The organism is Shimia isoporae, from assembly GCF_004346865.1.
Classification (GTDB): Bacteria; Pseudomonadota; Alphaproteobacteria; order Rhodobacterales; family Rhodobacteraceae; genus Shimia; species Shimia isoporae.
Genome location: NZ_SMGR01000002.1, coordinates 524,821 through 541,661 on the forward strand (window position 1 = coordinate 524,821; position 16,841 = coordinate 541,661).

General features: G+C 57.5%; 18 protein-coding genes and 1 riboswitch. Of the genes, 8 read left to right on the forward strand and 10 right to left on the reverse strand.

Annotated features, from left to right (window positions below):
* Positions 1 to 32: 32 nt before the first annotated feature.
* From BXY66_RS14010 to BXY66_RS14020, 3 genes are read right to left on the reverse strand one after another with little or no spacing between them, the layout of a single operon-like run.
* Positions 33 to 641 (reverse strand): TorD/DmsD family molecular chaperone, encoded by a 609-nt coding sequence (locus BXY66_RS14010; protein ID WP_132860946.1) that lies wholly within the window; start codon positions 639 to 641, stop codon positions 33 to 35.
* On the reverse strand, positions 638 to 1,264 hold the full coding sequence (locus BXY66_RS14015; protein WP_132860947.1) for a DUF3306 domain-containing protein: 627 nt from the start codon (positions 1,262 to 1,264) through the stop codon (positions 638 to 640). Before BXY66_RS14015 ends, BXY66_RS14010 begins: the two co-directional genes overlap by 4 nt.
* The gene (locus tag BXY66_RS14020; RefSeq protein ID WP_132860949.1) at positions 1,261 to 1,818 is read right to left on the reverse strand and encodes a DUF3305 domain-containing protein; all 558 of its coding nucleotides are present in this window, start codon (positions 1,816 to 1,818) and stop codon (positions 1,261 to 1,263) included. Before BXY66_RS14020 ends, BXY66_RS14015 begins: the two co-directional genes overlap by 4 nt.
* Positions 1,819 to 2,154: 336 nt before the next feature.
* Here BXY66_RS14020 and BXY66_RS14025 point away from each other — a divergent pair, with 336 nt between their 5' ends.
* Positions 2,155 to 4,116 carry a 4Fe-4S binding protein gene (locus BXY66_RS14025; protein WP_132860950.1) on the forward strand — a complete coding sequence of 654 codons (1,962 nt, stop codon included), beginning with the start codon at positions 2,155 to 2,157 and terminating at the stop codon, positions 4,114 to 4,116.
* Here the strand turns inward: BXY66_RS14025 and BXY66_RS14030 are convergent.
* Positions 4,110 to 4,721, reverse strand: a complete 612-nt coding sequence (locus BXY66_RS14030; protein WP_165929189.1) for a cytochrome c family protein — start codon at positions 4,719 to 4,721, stop codon at positions 4,110 to 4,112. The genes BXY66_RS14025 and BXY66_RS14030 overlap by 7 nt on opposite strands.
* A 200-nt stretch (positions 4,722 to 4,921) precedes the next feature.
* Here BXY66_RS14030 and BXY66_RS14035 point away from each other — a divergent pair, with 200 nt between their 5' ends.
* The 4 genes from BXY66_RS14035 to BXY66_RS14050 are packed head-to-tail and all read left to right on the forward strand — an operon-like array spanning position 4,922 to position 7,388.
* Positions 4,922 to 5,122, forward strand: a complete 201-nt coding sequence (locus BXY66_RS14035) for a DUF6494 family protein (RefSeq protein WP_132860953.1) — start codon at positions 4,922 to 4,924, stop codon at positions 5,120 to 5,122.
* Positions 5,123 to 6,187, forward strand: a complete 1,065-nt coding sequence (locus BXY66_RS14040; protein WP_132860954.1) for an Mrp/NBP35 family ATP-binding protein — start codon at positions 5,123 to 5,125, stop codon at positions 6,185 to 6,187.
* Complete coding sequence (locus BXY66_RS14045) at positions 6,184 to 6,909, forward strand: biotin/lipoate--protein ligase family protein (protein WP_132860955.1); 726 nt, start codon at positions 6,184 to 6,186, stop codon at positions 6,907 to 6,909. The genes BXY66_RS14040 and BXY66_RS14045 overlap by 4 nt, the downstream gene beginning before the upstream one ends.
* A complete protein-coding gene (locus BXY66_RS14050) occupies positions 6,909 to 7,388 on the forward strand; it encodes a DUF6505 family protein (RefSeq protein ID WP_132860957.1) in 480 nt (159 codons plus the stop codon). The genes BXY66_RS14045 and BXY66_RS14050 overlap by 1 nt, the downstream gene beginning before the upstream one ends.
* A 37-nt stretch (positions 7,389 to 7,425) precedes the next feature.
* Here BXY66_RS14050 and BXY66_RS14055 read toward each other — a convergent pair whose 3' ends face one another.
* The 3 genes from BXY66_RS14055 to BXY66_RS14065 are packed head-to-tail and all read right to left on the reverse strand — an operon-like array spanning position 7,426 to position 9,640.
* The gene (locus BXY66_RS14055; protein ID WP_132860958.1) at positions 7,426 to 8,226 is read right to left on the reverse strand and encodes an ABC transporter substrate-binding protein; all 801 of its coding nucleotides are present in this window, start codon (positions 8,224 to 8,226) and stop codon (positions 7,426 to 7,428) included.
* Complete coding sequence (locus BXY66_RS14060) at positions 8,223 to 8,942, reverse strand: ATP-binding cassette domain-containing protein (protein ID WP_132860959.1); 720 nt, start codon at positions 8,940 to 8,942, stop codon at positions 8,223 to 8,225. Before BXY66_RS14060 ends, BXY66_RS14055 begins: the two co-directional genes overlap by 4 nt.
* Complete coding sequence (locus BXY66_RS14065; RefSeq protein ID WP_132860961.1) at positions 8,936 to 9,640, reverse strand: ABC transporter permease; 705 nt, start codon at positions 9,638 to 9,640, stop codon at positions 8,936 to 8,938. Before BXY66_RS14065 ends, BXY66_RS14060 begins: the two co-directional genes overlap by 7 nt.
* Positions 9,641 to 9,976: 336 nt before the next feature.
* On the opposite strand from BXY66_RS14065, the gene BXY66_RS14070 reads away from it, so the two are divergent.
* Positions 9,977 to 11,020, forward strand: a complete 1,044-nt coding sequence (locus BXY66_RS14070; protein WP_132860962.1) for a TRAP transporter substrate-binding protein — start codon at positions 9,977 to 9,979, stop codon at positions 11,018 to 11,020.
* Positions 11,021 to 11,080: 60 nt separating this feature from the next.
* Here BXY66_RS14070 and BXY66_RS14075 read toward each other — a convergent pair whose 3' ends face one another.
* Positions 11,081 to 12,004, reverse strand: coding sequence for a DMT family transporter (locus tag BXY66_RS14075; RefSeq protein ID WP_132860964.1), 924 nt, complete (start codon positions 12,002 to 12,004; stop codon positions 11,081 to 11,083).
* Between the two features lie 119 nt (positions 12,005 to 12,123).
* Between BXY66_RS14075 and BXY66_RS14080 the strand changes: the two genes are divergently transcribed.
* Positions 12,124 to 13,635: a malonate--CoA ligase gene (locus BXY66_RS14080; protein WP_132860965.1), complete on the forward strand. Its 1,512-nt coding sequence runs from the start codon at positions 12,124 to 12,126 to the stop codon at positions 13,633 to 13,635.
* Between the two features lie 31 nt (positions 13,636 to 13,666).
* The gene (locus tag BXY66_RS14085) at positions 13,667 to 14,830 is read left to right on the forward strand and encodes a cytochrome P450 (protein WP_132860966.1); all 1,164 of its coding nucleotides are present in this window, start codon (positions 13,667 to 13,669) and stop codon (positions 14,828 to 14,830) included.
* Here the strand turns inward: BXY66_RS14085 and BXY66_RS14090 are convergent.
* Positions 14,827 to 15,480 (reverse strand): HD domain-containing protein, encoded by a 654-nt coding sequence (locus BXY66_RS14090; RefSeq protein WP_132860968.1) that lies wholly within the window; start codon positions 15,478 to 15,480, stop codon positions 14,827 to 14,829. The two genes, BXY66_RS14085 and BXY66_RS14090, sit on opposite strands and share 4 nt — an antisense overlap.
* Positions 15,480 to 16,586, reverse strand: coding sequence for a chorismate synthase (gene aroC / locus BXY66_RS14095; RefSeq protein WP_132861088.1), 1,107 nt, complete (start codon positions 16,584 to 16,586; stop codon positions 15,480 to 15,482). Before aroC ends, BXY66_RS14090 begins: the two co-directional genes overlap by 1 nt.
* 150 nt (positions 16,587 to 16,736) lie before the next feature.
* Positions 16,737 to 16,841: riboswitch (TPP riboswitch) on the forward strand.

A 16,841-nucleotide genomic window follows, 5' to 3' on the forward strand; every position in this document is an offset into this window, starting at 1 on the left:
GGTTGGGGTCCGGCGGTTTGCGTCAGTTCCGGTCACTCCGCCCCCATGCGGAATGCTTGCGTTTCAATTTCCATGAAGGCTTTGCCGACCGAGCCGACCGGCGCGTAGAGCACCGAATTTTGTGCCGCTTCCAGATCGGAGAAAAAGTGCTCCGCCCAAGGCGCTATATGCCGGAAGAAAAAGTCTTTCTGCTTGGCGACTGGCACCGTTTGACCGAACCGGCCACGGATCATGCCCGACATCATTTCCATCAGGCTCGCGATATTGTCTTCGGGCTCATACACATTTGGCGCACGGGTGATGCGCAACCCTGCCATGTCAGTGCGCAAGGTCGCGAGCGGCTTTTCATTCAAGAACCCTGTCAGGTAGTAACTCGCGAAAGGCATCAGTTCTCCGCGGCCAATACCGATAAACAGCGCATTGAACTCACTCTCAACCGCCTTGGCGTTGGTCACCTTCGCTACACGGGCCAGAGTGCTGACCGCTTGTCCCAACTCGCTGCTGTCCCCGGACAGGGCTGCCGTTCGCGCCAGCAAGTCCTTGTCCGGCGGTCCTGCCAGCAACGCAGACATGAAATCATACAGATCAGCCCGCAGCAGGTCTTCTTCTGCGATCGCTGTTTGAGTGGCAGTTTCCGTCATTGGCGCTCCATCGCGGGTTGCTCAAATTCAAATCTCATCCGACGACGAGGTGACGGCGCAATTTCCTCCGCCGCAGGGTCAGTCTCGCCAATTGCGATCTCGGCAGGCGTTGCATCTTCGACCTCCGCCATCGCGATCACGTCTTCTGGCACGTCAGCCTCATCGTCGGCTGCTGGCTGTTCGGCTGCCTCGCCCAGTACAGGCTGATCCATCGCCTCTGCTTTTCGGGCCATTTCCTCAACGTGCTTCAGCATGCCTTTCCCGATTTGATAGGCGGTCTGCATGCCTTCGACGACCATGGCGCTATCCGTGAAGTCTTCACCGTAGTCCACAAGACCATCTACGTTGGCCAGAGTCGGGTTTGTCAGCCACAACTTGCGTAGGGCCCGGCGTCTCAGGCGCTCTGGGACCGCTGTTTTTAAAAAAGCCGAGAAATCGTCACCTGGGCCTAATTCATCCGGATCTGGCAAATCGAGCTCCGCAAGAATTTCGGCGTCAGGCTTGTCTTCGAGAGACGCCTGCTCCTCGGCTGCAACTGCGCGTTCTTGCGCAATCATCTCGGCCTCTGCTTCCGCAGCGACGGCCGCCTTCCGGCGTGCCCAGAAATCTCCGCCGCGACTCAATGTGGCCTCCCTGCACGCGGCGCACGGTACACATCCGTCAATTGGGAAATTCGCGGATCGCCTCGTCCGTCTTCAACGTCATCGACCCGCTTCTTGTCGCGTCGGCGCTTCACAAAAACCTCTTCCTCGTGATGCTCATCAACAAAGTCGCGAAGCAAAGCCACCAAACCCTCTGGCATCGGGACAAGCTCCAACAACTCTTCGCCGCTGTCGGCATAATCCTGGCACTCATACGGAGACGCTGTCGCCAACAAAACCTCATAAGGACGGGAGCTGTCAGGATCGGTGTTTTCACGCATGACGACCCCAATCGAAGGAACACGCGCAGATAGCCCGGTCAGGTAAGCTTCAGTATCAGTGCGCCACAACTCTAACGCGACTGTTGCTGCGTGGTATTCGACAACGTCACCCTCTTCGCGCAACACTTGCCAGTCCGCTTCACCGGCACCGGGAATAACGCTGACAGCTTTGTACGCCCAAGGCGCCCATCGGCTAACCGAAGGCGTCCTTCGCACCACGATGCCCAAAGGCAAAGAGACCGGCGCTTGCCGCATAATAGTTGTCTTCCTCCCAAACCGGCCAATTCGCCGGACGTCAAAAAAAGTTTTGATCAAGAATATGATCCCAGCGTAGCGCGGATTTGCCAAAGTGTTTCGGAAAAAATGCTGCAGATCGGCAAAAAACTGGACATTTTGTGCCTGCCACCTCTGCCCCTAGGGAAAGAGCGGACAGTTTGTCCAACTCCGGCAATAACCCATAGAATCACTTGGTTTTTTCGAATCACGCCGCTCGACCCTCAAGCAGGGCGAGAGGGGTTTACGCAGATCGGGAAACATGCGTTTCTAGGACGCGCAAACGGGAGATTGCAGCCGGAGGAGCCAGACGATCCAATGCCCAAATCCTTGATTCTTTGTGATTGTTCAAACACTTCTAGCGTGCATCCTGACGCACTCGAACGCATTGAGGGCGTGACGTGTTCCAAGATTCACACAGGTCTTTGCACCCATCAATCAGCGATCGCTGCAAAGGCCATTTCGAGCGGCGACGTAATCATCGGCTGCCAACAAGAGCGCGCCTTTTTCACCGAAATTGCCGCCGAAATAGATGCCCCCGAGCCGCAATTTGTCGACCTTAGAGATCGTGCTGGATGGTCCGATGAATCCGCTGGGGCCGGCCCGAAACAGGCCGCCCTTCTGGCCGATGCACTACGCACTCCTCCTCCTGTCAAAACCTTTGATGTTGTCTCGGAAGGGTTGTGTCTGATCTTGGGCGACTCCGAAGCCGCGCTTGCGGCGGCGAGTGAACTCAAGGAGCACCTAAACGTCACCGTTTTGCTTCAGGACGCAGAAGAAGTTCCGCTGGATCGTGGCTTCGAAGTCGTTTTGGGTTCTCTGAAATCCGCGCAAGGGGCGCTCGGCGGCTTCGACGTTCGCATCGACGCGCTGCAACAGCTGATGCCGGCGGGTCGCGGCCCCCTGACATTTGGCGAACCCCGTGACGGCGGGCGCACAGAATGTGACATAATCCTCGACCTGCGCCGCGAAACGCCGCTCTTTCCCGCACACGAAAAACGAGAAGGTTACCTACGGGCTGACCCCAACAGCGCCTCGGCCTTGCGCGCCGCCATTGTCGAAGCGTCCCACCTGGTTGGAACGTTTGAAAAACCGTTCTTTCTCGCGTTAGACCCCACGATCTGCGCGCATTCCCGCGCCGAGCAGGCGGGTTGCTCCAAGTGTCTGGACAACTGTCCAACGTCCGCAATCAGACCCGAAGGCGACCACGTCGACATCGACCCGAACATTTGCGCGGGTTGTGGAAGCTGCGCGGCTCTCTGCCCGTCCGGCGCAATCACCTACGATGACCCGCCCACCAGCTTTCTGTTCGCGCGAATTTCCGGCTTGGCGAACGCCTACCGCGAGGCCGGAGGCGCTGCACCTCGTTTGCTCGTCCACGACCGTGACTTCGGCGCTGAAATGATCTCGCTGTCCGCTCGGTTTGAACGAGGTCTTCCTGCCGACGTTATCCCGCTGGATCTTGAGAGGGTCTCGGGTTTCGGTCACGCCGAGATTCTGGCCGCTTTGGCCTGTGGCTTTGCCGCGGTGGATGTTTTGGCGGCTCCGTCCACAGACCGAAGCGCGCTCGATGCAGAATTGCCGCTTGCACGCGCTTTGTCCGGGCAGACCGACGCCATCCGCTTGCTGGAACCTTCGGATCCTGCCGCACTGTGCGACGATCTTTTTTCCAGCTCCGCCACCGCGCCTGACGTTGCCCCGATCTTGCCGCTCGGTACGCGCCGCCAGGTCACACGCCTGGCTGTAAAAACCCTGCAACCTGACCTTGACGCTCCGCTTTCTTTGCCGGATTCCGCGCCATATGGCGCAGTCGTTGTCGACAAAGTCGCCTGCACGCTTTGCCTTTCTTGTGCCTCTCTGTGTCCCGCCGGTGCGCTGGGTGACAATCCCGACAAACCGCAGCTGCGTTTTCAGGAAGACGCCTGCCTGCAATGCGGTCTTTGCACCCAGGTCTGTCCAGAAAATGCGATTTCTCTTCTGCCTCAGTTCAACACCGCCGACAGCGCTCTGTCCCAACAGGTTTTGCACGAGGAGGAACCGTTTGCCTGCGTAGAATGTGGCAAGCTTTTTGGCGTGAAGTCCACCGTGGAACGCATCATCGAAAAGCTTGAGGGTAAACACGCGATGTTCGCGACGTCGGATGCGGCCCGCATGATCCGCATGTGTGACGATTGTCGGGTCAATGCGCAGTTTCACCAACAGAACAATCCGTTTGCAGCTGGCGAACGCCCACGCGTGACAACCACAGACGACTACCTGTCAAAACGCCGGGATCACTGATGCGCTATCGGTGCTCCAAGGTCAGCGGGGTCCATTGCGGCCACGTAAGCAACGATGTCCTCGATCTCCTCCAGCGTTACGGTCACCGGCGCAATCGGACTCGGACGCGTTTCATCAAACTCCTCGATGACCTCGGGAATGATGGTGAAGGCAGGATGGGGATTGAGAACATAGAAAATCTCGAACCGTTCCTGCCAATCCGCCATGGTACGCAACACCGCAAAGGAAGGTGTCGAACCGATTCCCGCCATCCGGTTGATTTCTCCAACCACATGGCAACGCCCACAGGCCCGCAAACTCGCGTCCTGCCCCTTAAGTGCATCGCCGGTCAACACAACGGCGATCGCTTCTTCCTCCGGCGCCGCAGGCTCCGCAAATACGGTCACACCGTCAACTTTGTAACTCAACACGGTGCGCAGACCGATTTCGCTGGAGAGCCACACAACGAAAGTCTCTGCATGCGGGCTGTCAGCGGTCGACCGCACGCCGTATCCCACGTCTTCTCTGGCAAATACCGGCATTTCACCGACTTCGATAACCACTTCTGCATCCGTGTCGACAACCGTCACCCGGATACCGTGTTTGAGCGCGAACCGCGGCAACATGAACTTCAAAAGACCGCTATCCGTAATCTCTTCCGGCGCGGAGAGCGTGAGCGTCTTTCCCTGTGCGCCCGCCGAACCGGCCAACCACACAACGCATGCAAGAACGCAAAAAAGAAACCGAACAAAACCCATGCACAAAGCCTAGATGCGGCGCTCTCCTTGCGTCAACATGGGTCAACCGTCGCGAAAGGACTCTGACGATGAGCGAAGACTTCAACATGACAATGCGTAAGTTCCTCAAACAGGTCGGCGTGACCTCCCAGCAGGCGATCGAAGACGCAATGCGGACCGCCGGTGCAGAAGCCACCGCGGGCAAGGAATTCACCGCCAGGATGGTTCTGACTATTGACGGCCTGGATATCGAACACGTTGTCACCGGACAGATCAAAGGGCGCGAATGAATGGCAACTCGTGACGAAGTTCTGAATGTTCTCAAAGACTTGAAAGATCCCGTATCGGGAAGCGATCTCGCGTCTTCCGGTATGGTCCGCGCCCTGAATGTGGACGGCGGAGAAGTCCGGTTCGTGATGGAAATTGACCCGGCGAACGCCTCTGCGCTTCAATCGGTCAAAGCCGAGGCTGAAGACCGGATCGCAGCGCTCGACGGGGTCGACAAAGTGTCGGTTGTGATGACCGCACACGCCACGCCAAAGGCACCACCGGATTTGAAACCGAACCGTCCGGCTCAACCTCAAGGCCCTCAAAAAATACCGGGAATCGACCGCATTCTCGCTGTTGCGTCCGGCAAGGGCGGTGTCGGCAAGTCGACTGTCTCCGCCAATCTGGCCGCTGCGCTGGCCGCCGAAGGCCGCCGCGTTGGATTGCTGGACGCAGACGTCTACGGCCCCAGCCAGCCCAGAATGCTGGGTGTTTCCGGACGCCCATCAAGCCCTGACGGAAAGACCATTCTGCCAATGCGCAATCATGGCGTGACAATGATGTCCATCGGCCTGATGACCCGTGAGGAAGAAGCGGTCGTGTGGCGCGGCCCAATGCTGATGGGAGCGCTCCAACAGATGCTCAATCAGGTGCAATGGGGTGCTCTGGACGTGCTGATCGTGGACCTTCCGCCCGGAACTGGCGATGTCCAGATGACGCTCGCTCAAAAAGCGGAACTGACAGGAGCCGTCATAGTCTCTACGCCGCAGGATATTGCCCTTTTGGATGCTCGCAAGGGCATCAATATGTTCGAGAAACTTGGCACGCCGATAGTCGGAATGATCGAAAACATGGGCACGCACATCTGCTCAAATTGCGGCCATGAAGAACATGTCTTTGGTCACGGCGGTGTCGCAGCGGAGGCTGAGAAACTTGGCGTCCCCCTGCTTGCCGAGATCCCACTTGCCATGGATATCCGCATTGCCGCCGACGGGGGCGCACCAATTGTCGTCAGCAAGCCTGACGCACCGCAGGCGCAGGCCTTCCGATCCCTCGCACGTTCTCTGATCGAAAGCGGAAACGCATGACGTCGACACCACAATTCCCTCCCCTGTTTGAGGGGATGGAACTTACAGGCATGACCGACCCCTTTGCCAAGGCTCAGCTTCAGGCAACAGTCGGATGCGACGCCGGGCTCGTGGTTTACAACATGGCCGCGGATCAACTTCGCGCGGCCATTGTATTCGCTCCCGAAGTAGGGCTGGAACAGGCGATGCCTGTTCTCGTTTGTTGTGCGATAGGCTTTCAAAACGCTCTTGGTGCGCTGGCACCGCCCGAAGTCGGGGTGCATCTGGACTGGAACGGTGGATTGTATGTGAACGGAGCTTCCTGCGGTCGGATACAGGTCGCGGCATCAACGCATGACTCCGGAGAAGATCCTGATTGGATGGTCGTCGGGTTGGAGCTTCCGCTGCTGCCAATAGACCCTAACACACCCGGAAATGCACCAGACCAGACGTGTCTGTTCGAAGAAGGTTGTGTTGATATCGCCTCCGAAGACCTTCTGTCCGCGTGGGTTCGTCATACGCTTGTATGGATCAACCGCATGGAAGATTCCGGTCTCAAACCGCTTCATGACGAATGGAGGGGTCTCGCCAAGAACGTCGGGGAGGACGTCTCCTTTTCCATCGGCGACACGCACTATGAAGGCGTATTTGTCGGAGTTGACGAACACTTTGGCATGTTACTACGCGACGGCAATGAAACCCGGCTGATCCCTCTCTCAACCCTTTTGCAAGGAGCCGCCTGATGCATCTCGCACGCGCCATTCATTTCGACGAAAGCGACCAACGCATCTTCTTTAATCCGGCTCGCACCGGTGAATGGGCGATCAGCGGAGGTTTCGAATTTTCGAACTGGGGTGAAGGCGACCTGACGGGAAAATCTCGTCAGGCCTTCGCAAACGGCTGGCTCGGTATCGAAACTTTTGGACGCGTCACTTTCGTGGCTGTCACCTCGATTGAACAAGCAGAACTGGACACCTTGGAACAGGCCTTGGCGCAGCACTTTGTTGCTTTATATGGAGCGCCTTCACTCGAGGCTGCCTTGCCGGTCGCAAAAGACGAACTGCGCCACATGATGGAATTGTGTGACGAACATGACCCCAACACGCTTTTGACCGTCAGCAGAGAGCTGACTGACACAGGAGTGAAAGAGCAATTTCGTTCGATAAAGCCGGCCGAGGCCGAACTGGAACAGTTTGCCATTCACTCTGTTCCGGATGAATGACGACCGCCAGTTCAGTCTCTAACTCAGCCTAAACATCCTATTCCGCGTTAAACGTAAAAAGCTGTTCCCCGTTTAACTGATACCCGTTGATCAGCTCTTTTGAGCGATCACTCACCAGCCAGGTCTCAAGCTTCGTCGCCAGCTCGGCCGCAACATGCCCGTGCTTCTCTGCGCTCACAGGCAAATAGGCATACTGGTTGAACAGCTCCGGATCGCCGGCGAACAGCAGCGCCAGATCACCCTTGTTGCCAAACTTCAACCAACTCGCTCGGTCCGACATGATGTAGGCATTCATACCGGACGCGGTATTGAGAGCCGCCCCCATGCCTGCGCCTACTTCGTGATACCAACCAGAGCTCCGATCCCGAACGCCAGTGGCGTCCCAAAGCGACAACTCTTTCTTGTGCGTTCCGCTGTCGTCTCCGCGGCTGACAAACGCCGTTTCCGAGTCAGCAACAGCTGCCAACGCATCAGGAGCGGTTTCGGCAGCGGCCACTGCGGCTGGATCATCGGACGGGCCGATCAGCACAAAATCATTGTACATGATTTCGGTTCGATGGGTTCCATAGCCGCCTCGTACAAAAGCTTCTTCGGCCTTTTGAGAATGCACCAGAATCGCATCAACGTCACCGGCCTCACCAAGCCGGATCGCTTGCCCCGTGCCGACCACCAATAGCTGCACATCCAAACCAAGATCGGCCTTGATTTCGGGCAATAGAACATCTGCAAGACCAGAGTTGTGAAAAGATGTGGTCACGGCCATTTTCATGGTGTCCGCCGTCGCCGTTCCACCGGACACAACCAAAGTTGCGGCCATCACGACTGCTCTTAATGTCATTCGACAATATCTCCTTCAATGAATGCGCGCGCTTCCGGAGTTTTCGGGTTTTCAAAAAATGTCGCGGCAGGCGCCGCTTCGTGGATAAGGCCATGGTGCACAAACCAGACATCATCTGCCAGCCGTCTCGCCTGACCAAGGTCGTGTGTGGCCATGACAACCCGCGTGCCTTCTTCACGAGTGGCAAGCAGCAGCTCTTCGAACTCGCGCGTTGCGCGCCCGTCCAGATTGGCACAGGGCTCGTCCAGAAAAACAATCTGCGGGTCGCGGATCAGGGCCCGTGCGAGGGCCATTTTTTGGCGCTCGCCGCCAGACAGGACATGTGCGGGTTTACTGCCGCTGTCACTCAGACCGACGCGTTCCAGCCAATCTGCCGCCTTAGACCGAGCCGCTTCCCGACCGACACCGTGCACGATCAGGGGGTAGGCCACATTGTCCAGTGTCGTGCGCCGCATCAGAATTGGTGTCTGGAACACAAAGGCCTGCTCTGCACGCGCCTCGGGTTGCGGTACCTGCCACTTCAACGTGCCTTTCGAAATGCGCTCCATTCCATGAAAGAGCCGAAGCAGCGTTGTCTTGCCTGCACCGTTGGGTCCCATGACAATCGTCAGTCCGTCCGTCTCTAATTCTGCGGAAATCGGTCCGACAAGTACTTTGCCCCGGCGTCGCACCACAGCCTCACTTACACGAAGCGGAAGGATAGGCGTTTTCACCATCGGCCACTCCTTTCTGTCCGCGACAGGCTGTGAATGATCAGGTTCACCGCCACGGCCAGTCCAATCAGGACAAAGCCCAGCGCAAGCGCCAGAGCAAAATTGCCCTTGCCAGTCTCCAGCGAAATCGCCGTTGTCAGCACACGCGTTGCATGGTCGATATTGCCGCCCACGATCATGATGGCTCCCACCTCGCCGATCCCGCGTCCGAAGCCGGCCAGAGAGGCCGTCAGCAGCGCCCTGCGCCCGTCCCAGAGCAAAGTACAGATCCGTTGCCATCGCGATGTGTTCAGCGAAATCAGAAGGTCATGGTACTCAGCCCAGAGGTCACGGATCGCCTGATGTGAAATCGACGCTATCAGTGGCGTGAGAATAATCACCTGCGCGATGATCATCGCCGTTGGCGTAAACAACAAGCCAAAGACACCAAACGGTCCCGACCGGCTCAACAGGATATAGACGATCAGCCCGACCACCACAGGAGGCAGTCCCATAAGCGCGTTGAGTGTGGCGATCACAAACCGACGGAACCGGAACCGCCGCACCGCAAGCCAGCATCCCAGAGGCAGCCCGATCAGCGAGGAAATCAGCACAGCTGTCAGCGTCACTCGCAGCGACCGCAACGAGATCTCGATCAGATCGGCATCTAAAGTGAGGATGAGTTGCCCCGCCTTGAGCAACCCTTCGACAATCTCGTTCATTCTGTGCCGGTTTTCCCCGTCCCTGTGTCTGTCCGCCCGCGCTCTCCCCGACGCAAATGGCGTTTTGACCTTGATTGTTACATTTTGCTGGTTTGACAAGGGAGGGAACCATGAATTCGCGACCTTGCCAATGCGGAGGGACAAACAGACCAGAATTGCACTCGCTGTCCGAACGGACAGAGACATTCTGTCCAACGCTGCCCTGAACAGTTGCCAGTCAGCTGCAATTTGGGGTTACATGCAAAAAATAGCATTTCACGATTTTCAGGTTTGCATCCGGAGGGCCACCCGGCGTTCACGCCCCGCCCTCGTCTGTCTGTGTAAAGGGAGGACCACATGACGACACGAAGAACCATTTTGAACCTTATCGGGGGCGTCGCTGCGCTGGCGATGACCGCGGGCGCTGCCGCAGCGCAAGAAGTCACTCTACGACTGCACCAGTTCCTGCCACCACAGGCAAATGTACCGAAACATATTCTCGACCCCTGGGCCGACAGCGTTGAAGAGGCCTCCGAAGGCCGCATCAAAATCGAACGCTACGGCGCAATGTCTCTGGGTGGTGCACCGCCCGCCCTGATGGATCAGGCCAAAGACGGCGTGGTCGATCTGGTTTGGACTGTGGTCGGCTACACGCCGGGCAGGTTCCCGTCGACCGAAGTTTTTGAACTTCCCTTCATGGTCGAGGACGCCCGCGCGGGGTCCTACGCCTACTGGAAGATGTTCGAATCCCACATGGCCGACACCGAGTTCAAGGACCTCAAAATCTTTGGCGCATGGGTCCACGGTCCGGGCATGTTCCACACAAACAAACCCGTCGCCAAGCCTGCCGACCTTCAGGGTATGAAAATCCGCGGCGGATCCCGTCTTGTGAACGAGCTTCTCAAAGCAACCGGCGCCTCACCTGTCGGTATGCCAGTGCCGGCCGTGCCAGAGGCTCTGTCCAAGGGCGTAATCGACGGCACCACAATTCCATGGGAAGTCACCGCAGCCCTCAAAGTGCCGGAGCTGGTGGAAAACCACACGGAGTTCGAAGGCACTGCGCTTTACACGCTGACATTTGTACTCGCGATGAACAAAGCCAAGTGGGACAGCCTGCCGGCAGATTTGCAGTCGGTCATGGATAGCCAATCCGGCCTCGATTTCTCGGTCTTCGCCGGAGGCACCATGCAAGACTACGACGCGCCGGCCCGCAAACTGGCCGCGGATCGTGGCAACAACATATTCACAGTGTCCGAGGCAGACGCGGCAGAATGGGCAACCGTCGTAGATCCGATCTACGCCAGCTGGATTGCCGATATGGAGAAGCGGGGAATCGACGGTCAGGCACGGATCGACGAGGCCAAAAAGCTCATGGAAGAGTATAAGAAAAACAATATGTAAGCTCACTTTCCGCTTACGGATTCCGGCCGTCTCCCTCGGGGCGGCCGGTCTCTTTTTGTCTTAACCCTGTGGTGTCACGTTTGGTCGTGCCTTGCCACGCTTGAGACCAAGTTGGCGTTCCCGCCAGATAATCATGACCCCCGCGAGGATCACGATCGACGCGCCCACCAGCATGGCCGCTGTCGGGATCTCGTCAAACCAGACATAACCAATCAAAAGTGCAAATAGCATCGATGCATAATCGAACGGGGCCACGACACTGGCCGGCGCAAACCTGTAGCAAGACGTGAGCATGATCTGCGCTACCCCACCAATCAGCCCGGCTGTCACCAGCATTGCGATCACGTCCAGTCCCGGCACGACCCAGCCAAACGGCAATGTCAGCAGCGACAGGCAGGTCGCCGTAAGAGAGAAATAAAACACGATTGCCGATGTCTGATCCGTCTGCACCAACTGGCGAATGTGGATTTGAGCCAATGCGCGAAACACGGCCGAACCCAAAACCAGCATGACGCCCAGCGTAGCCACTGTTGCTTCAGGAGAGTCCTCGAAAATCGTCAACCGCGGCCAAAGGACAATGACCACCCCAACAAGCCCCACACCGACCGCCGTCAAACGAAATGCACGAACCTCTTCTCCAAGGAACATTGCCGCGAAAATGACAGTCAAAAGGGGCGCGGTAAATCCAATCGCTGTGACTTCCGGCAAAGGCAACATACCAAGCGCGGCGAAGTTCATCGCCATCGCCGACGTGCCAATCAACCCGCGCCAGACATGGCCCATCTTGTTTTGCGCCTTGAGACCCGATTGCAACTCGCCGCGTTGCGCTAGCCAGACCAAAATCACGATCATCGCAAAGAAAGACCGAAAGAACACCGCCTGGCCTGGCGGGACACTGTCTGCCGTTGCTTTGATCAAGGCTGCCATAACTGAAAACAGCGCAATCGCCGTGACCTTGAGCGCGATACCGCGAACCGGGTTCATCTCCACCTGCCTCTCGTGATTGCCGCGACTGTGCAACCCGACGCGCAGAATAACAACCCGCCGCTATTGATCTTTTAAGGACAAACCGAAACAGTCCAGCGACCAGTTCCGGAGGCCTCATGTACGACACAAACCATCTGCTAAATGCCCTGCGTACCGCGTCTCTGGGTCGTGAAGATGACGTTTTCGCCAGCCTGCCGGATAGGCTCGATGTCACTTTTGGTGATCTGTTTGCAGGCGCGGAAAAGATTGCGGCCGCCTTGGTCGCACTGGGTGTCACGCCCGGTGATCGGGTGGCTGTGCAGGTGGAGAAAACCATTGAAGCGATCCAGCTTTACCTCGGCACGGTAATGGCAGGAGGCGTGTTTCTTCCTCTCAACACAGCTTACACGACGCCCGAAATCGCCTTTTTCCTAGGCGATGCTGAACCGCGCGTTGTGATTTGTGATCCTACCCGCGAAAACGAAACCCGCAGCATTGCCGGCAACGCATCGGTCCTGACGCTCGACGCCGCAGGTGTCGGCTCACTGACCGAAGCCGCCAAAGTTCACGCCAGCTTTACGCCAGTCGCACGCAATGCCGACGACCTCGCCGCGATTTTGTACACCTCAGGCACAACCGGTCGCTCAAAGGGTGCTATGCTGAGTCACGGCAATCTCGCGTCCAATTCGATGGTGCTTCGTGATTGCTGGCGGTTTTCGCCGGACGACGTCCTGATCCATGCCTTGCCGATTTTTCACACCCACGGCCTGTTTGTTGCCACGAATGTCGCACTTCTCGCGGGCGCAGCTGTAGTGTTTCTGCCGAAATTCGACACCGACGCCATCATCGAAGCGATGCCAAATGCGACATCCCTCATGGGAGTGCCCACCTTTTACACCCGCCTGCTCGACGATCCGAGACTCAGTCGGGAACTGGCGTCCAACATGCGTCTGTTTGTGTCCGGGTCCGCGCCATTGCTGGTCGACACGCATGAGGCATGGGAAGAACGCACAGGACATCGCATTCTGGAACGCTATGGCATGAGCGAAACCAATATGAACACCTCAAACCCTTATGAAGGGGAGCGGCGCGCTGGCACCGTCGGCTTCCCGCTTCCAGGTGTTGAGACACGCATCAGGCAGGACGGAGTGGAGGTTGAACAAGGCGACATCGGTGTGCTCGAAGTGCGCGGTCCAAATGTCTTCAAAGGATACTGGCAGATGCCGGAAAAAACGGCCGAAGAACTTCTTCCAGACGGCTGGTTCATCACGGGCGACATGGCGCGCGAAGATGCAGACGGCTACATCACCATCGTTGGTCGCTCCAAAGATCTGGTGATTTCGGGGGGCTTCAATGTCTACCCGAAAGAAGTCGAAGGTCTGATTGATGACCTTGCAGGAGTAAAGGAAAGCGCCGTTATCGGCGTTCCGCACCATGACTTCGGAGAAGCTGTCGTGGCCGTTGTCGTACGCGCTGACCCGTCTTTGACCAAAGCCGATGTTACCGACCCGCTCGCAGACAGGTTGGCAAAATTCAAACAACCCAAAGAAGTGATTTTTCTTCCCGAACTGCCGCGCAACACCATGGGCAAAGTCCAGAAGAAAGCGCTGCGCGAAGACTATGCAAAGCTGTTTGCAGGGCTAAGCTGAGAAGACCGCAACAGCAACGCCTTCGCCACTCATGTCCAACGCACCCGTTTTCGAGATCGACCCCAAGGCTTTTTGGTCCGATCCCTATCCGGATCTAGCCAAAATGCGTGCAACGGCGCCGATTGCCTTCGTCCCGCAACTGGGCGCCACGCTAATCACACGGCGCAACGACATTTTCGAGAACGAAAAGAAAATCGACGTCTTTTCCTCCGACCAGCCCAACGGATTGATGACTGTTCTGATGGGTCAGAACATGATGCGCAAAGACGGCGCTGCACACCAAGCCGAACGCCGCGCCATCTTTCCGACCGTATCACCCAAGACAGTGCAAAATGTCTGGAAATCAAAGTTTGAAGCCGCGACCTCCGATATTCTGAGCCGCCTTCATCCTCGAGGTACCGCAGATGTCGTCGCCGACATTGCCCGCCCGATTTCCGGTGAAGCACTCAAGGCGATGACAGGGCTGACAAATATGACTTGGCAAGAGATGGACCGCGTTTCCCAGGGAATGATCGACGGCTGTGCCAACTACGCAGGCGACCCGCAAGTCGAAGCGCGCTGCCATGACTGCACTGCTTCGATAGACGCCCATATCTCGGCCCGCAAAGCGGCATTGATCAACGCGCCGGACCATTCTCTGCTTTCTGTCATGATGCAGGCGGGACTCACCGACCATCAGATCAGCGCCAACGTCAAACTCGCCATTTCCGGCGGCCAAAATGAACCCCGCGACGCAATCGCTGGTGCAGTTTGGGCGCTACTGACCCATGACGACCAACTGGCGGCCATCAGAAACGGCGGCGCGACATGGCTCGCCGCCTTCGAGGAATATGCCCGTTGGATGTCTCCTATTGGAATGTCCCCGCGTCGGGTCGCGAAAAGTCACAATGCCAACGGTGTAGCGTTCCAACCCGAAGATCGCGTTTTCCTGATGTTTTCCAGCGGCAACCGCGACTCCGAGTGTTTTGCCAACCCTGACGCCTTTGACATTTTTCAGGACGTGAGCAAAGCCATAAGCTTTGGCGCTGGGCCTCACTTTTGTGCGGGTGCATGGGCATCCAAATGTCTGATCGCCGAGGTTGCCCTGCCCATGATATTCGAACACTTCAAAGGACTGGAACTGGCCGGCGACGCGCCATTTGGCGGTTGGGCCTTCCGCGGGCCGCTACAAGTCCCCGTTCGTTGGCAGGTCTAGCGCCAACTGTCTGGCAAGGAGGTTCCAATCTCTGAAGCCAGATTTTCCGCGAACACACGCATTTCAGCGACCCGATTGGTTGCAATTGCGCGTCCGGTCTTGGTGGTCATTCCTTCGGGCAGACGAAACAGTTTCATCGGCCAATGATCCAGAGCCCATGCGCGATCGTCCAGACTCCGGTAAACCGCGAAAGGATCCTGCGGATCATAAAGCGCCAGCTTCAATGATCCCGCGACAGCAAAGGTTCGCCCAATGCCAATCGCACCAATAGCGTCAAGCCGATCTGCGTCTCTTAAGATACGGGCCTCCAGCGTTTCAGGCTCCAATCCTGCCGAAAAGCTATGTGTCGCGATCGCGTGTTGCGCTCCGGCGACCTCCGGATCCGCAAATCCGAGATTTGTCAGGATAGGACCCGCCTGCTCCGCGGCCCGTCGAGACGCCTGGTTCCGATGCGGATCGTCTTTCGGCAAGTTCACCAGATCGTGCAGATAGGCCGCGCCCAACAATATGCGCAAATCAGGCGCATGTTCACCCTCGGCGATATCCTGACAGTTTGACCAAACCCGGTCCAAATGCGCCAGATCGTGCGCCGCATCAGTTTCCATCTGCTCTGAGACAGCCTTCCGCAACGCCGCGCGCAACGCTTCCATCAGCCGATTTGGCCTTGGTTCTCTCCGACCTGCCCACGATGTAGCAGCAAATGATCAAGGATCACACAAGCCATCATCGCTTCGCCGACCGGCACAGCACGAATCCCCACACATGGGTCGTGACGCCCCTTGGTAATTACCTCTGTCGGCGACCCATCGATCCGGATGGACTTGCGCGGAGTCAGAATCGAGCTTGTCGGCTTTACAGCAAATCGCACAACCACATCCTGTCCTGTTGAAATGCCCCCCAGGATACCGCCTGCGTGATTGGAACTGAACTCCGGCTGACCGTCAGCGCCCAGGTAAATCTCGTCAGCGTTTTCCGACCCCTTCAGAGCCGCGGCGGCCATGCCTTCACCAACTTCGACCCCCTTAACAGCGTTGATGGACATCATCGCCGCCGCCAGATCAGTGTCTAACTTGGCATAAATCGGCGCGCCGATGCCTGCTGGCACGCCACGCGCCACAACTTCGATGATCGCACCGACGCTGTCATGTTCCTTGCGCAAAGCCTGTAGGTAATCTTCCCATTCTTGCGCCACCTGAGCGCCCTGCGGGATCCAGAAATCATTCTGTTCGATCGCGTCCCAGTCAAAGGCGCCCCGATCAATTTCCAGCGACCCCATTTGAGTCATGTACCCTTTTATTTCTAGTCCGGGCACAAGGGCCTTTATCGCTTCGCGGGCAATGCCACCAGCCGCAACCCGCGCCGCGGTTTCGCGCGCAGAGCTACGCCCACCTCCGCGATAGTCACGATTGCCGTATTTCAGGTGATACGTCAGGTCGGCATGACCGGGCCTAAATGTCTGGCTGATCTCGCCATAATCCCGGCTGCGCTGATCCGTGTTCTCGATCATCAGCTGAATAGAGGTACCGGTGGTTTTGCCGTCAAACACGCCGGACAGGATTTTCACCGCGTCCGGTTCATTGCGCTGGGTGGTGTTCTTGTTCTGACCGGGGCGGCGTTTGTCCAGCCAATGCTGCAACATCGCCTCGTCCACCGGCACACCGGGCGGGCAGCCGTCAACGGTCGCGCCCAGCGCGGGCCCATGGCTCTCACCCCAGGTGGTGACCCGAAACATATGTCCAAAGCTGTTCATCGACATTGCACGACCTTTCAAACCGTTCTGCCGCGCAGCAATAAACGGATTACGCCGCTTGGGAAAGGCTCGAAGAACAAAAGCCCCTGTGCTGTGGCCAAGTCCTCCCTACCCTCGGAATCCAGCTTGCGAAAGCTGTCGGTCGCCACTACGGTCGCGCCCACCTCGGGGTGTCTGCAAACGCAGGCTGAGATGCACGAATGCGAACCCGTTGAACCTGAACCGGTTAAGACCGGCGGAGGGAAGGCCGACATGACGTCC

Coding starts and splice junctions, on each gene's coding strand:
- BXY66_RS14030 (WP_165929189.1), bottom strand. CDS start 4,721: ATGTTGCCGCGGTTCGCGCTCAAACACGGTATCCGGGTGACGGTTGTC.
- BXY66_RS14070 (WP_132860962.1), top strand. CDS start 9,977: ATGACGACACGAAGAACCATTTTGAACCTTATCGGGGGCGTCGCTGCG.
- BXY66_RS14085 (WP_132860966.1), top strand. CDS start 13,667: ATGTCCAACGCACCCGTTTTCGAGATCGACCCCAAGGCTTTTTGGTCC.
- BXY66_RS14065 (WP_132860961.1), bottom strand. CDS start 9,640: ATGAACGAGATTGTCGAAGGGTTGCTCAAGGCGGGGCAACTCATCCTC.
- BXY66_RS14060 (WP_132860959.1), bottom strand. CDS start 8,942: ATGGTGAAAACGCCTATCCTTCCGCTTCGTGTAAGTGAGGCTGTGGTG.
- BXY66_RS14055 (WP_132860958.1), bottom strand. CDS start 8,226: ATGACATTAAGAGCAGTCGTGATGGCCGCAACTTTGGTTGTGTCCGGT.
- BXY66_RS14075 (WP_132860964.1), bottom strand. CDS start 12,004: ATGAACCCGGTTCGCGGTATCGCGCTCAAGGTCACGGCGATTGCGCTG.
- BXY66_RS14020 (WP_132860949.1), bottom strand. CDS start 1,818: ATGCGGCAAGCGCCGGTCTCTTTGCCTTTGGGCATCGTGGTGCGAAGG.
- BXY66_RS14025 (WP_132860950.1), top strand. CDS start 2,155: ATGCCCAAATCCTTGATTCTTTGTGATTGTTCAAACACTTCTAGCGTG.
- BXY66_RS14010 (WP_132860946.1), bottom strand. CDS start 641: ATGACGGAAACTGCCACTCAAACAGCGATCGCAGAAGAAGACCTGCTG.
- BXY66_RS14040 (WP_132860954.1), top strand. CDS start 5,123: ATGGCAACTCGTGACGAAGTTCTGAATGTTCTCAAAGACTTGAAAGAT.
- BXY66_RS14045 (WP_132860955.1), top strand. CDS start 6,184: ATGACGTCGACACCACAATTCCCTCCCCTGTTTGAGGGGATGGAACTT.
- BXY66_RS14090 (WP_132860968.1), bottom strand. CDS start 15,480: ATGGAAGCGTTGCGCGCGGCGTTGCGGAAGGCTGTCTCAGAGCAGATG.
- BXY66_RS14050 (WP_132860957.1), top strand. CDS start 6,909: ATGCATCTCGCACGCGCCATTCATTTCGACGAAAGCGACCAACGCATC.
- aroC (WP_132861088.1), bottom strand. CDS start 16,586: ATGTCGATGAACAGCTTTGGACATATGTTTCGGGTCACCACCTGGGGT.
- BXY66_RS14035 (WP_132860953.1), top strand. CDS start 4,922: ATGAGCGAAGACTTCAACATGACAATGCGTAAGTTCCTCAAACAGGTC.
- BXY66_RS14080 (WP_132860965.1), top strand. CDS start 12,124: ATGTACGACACAAACCATCTGCTAAATGCCCTGCGTACCGCGTCTCTG.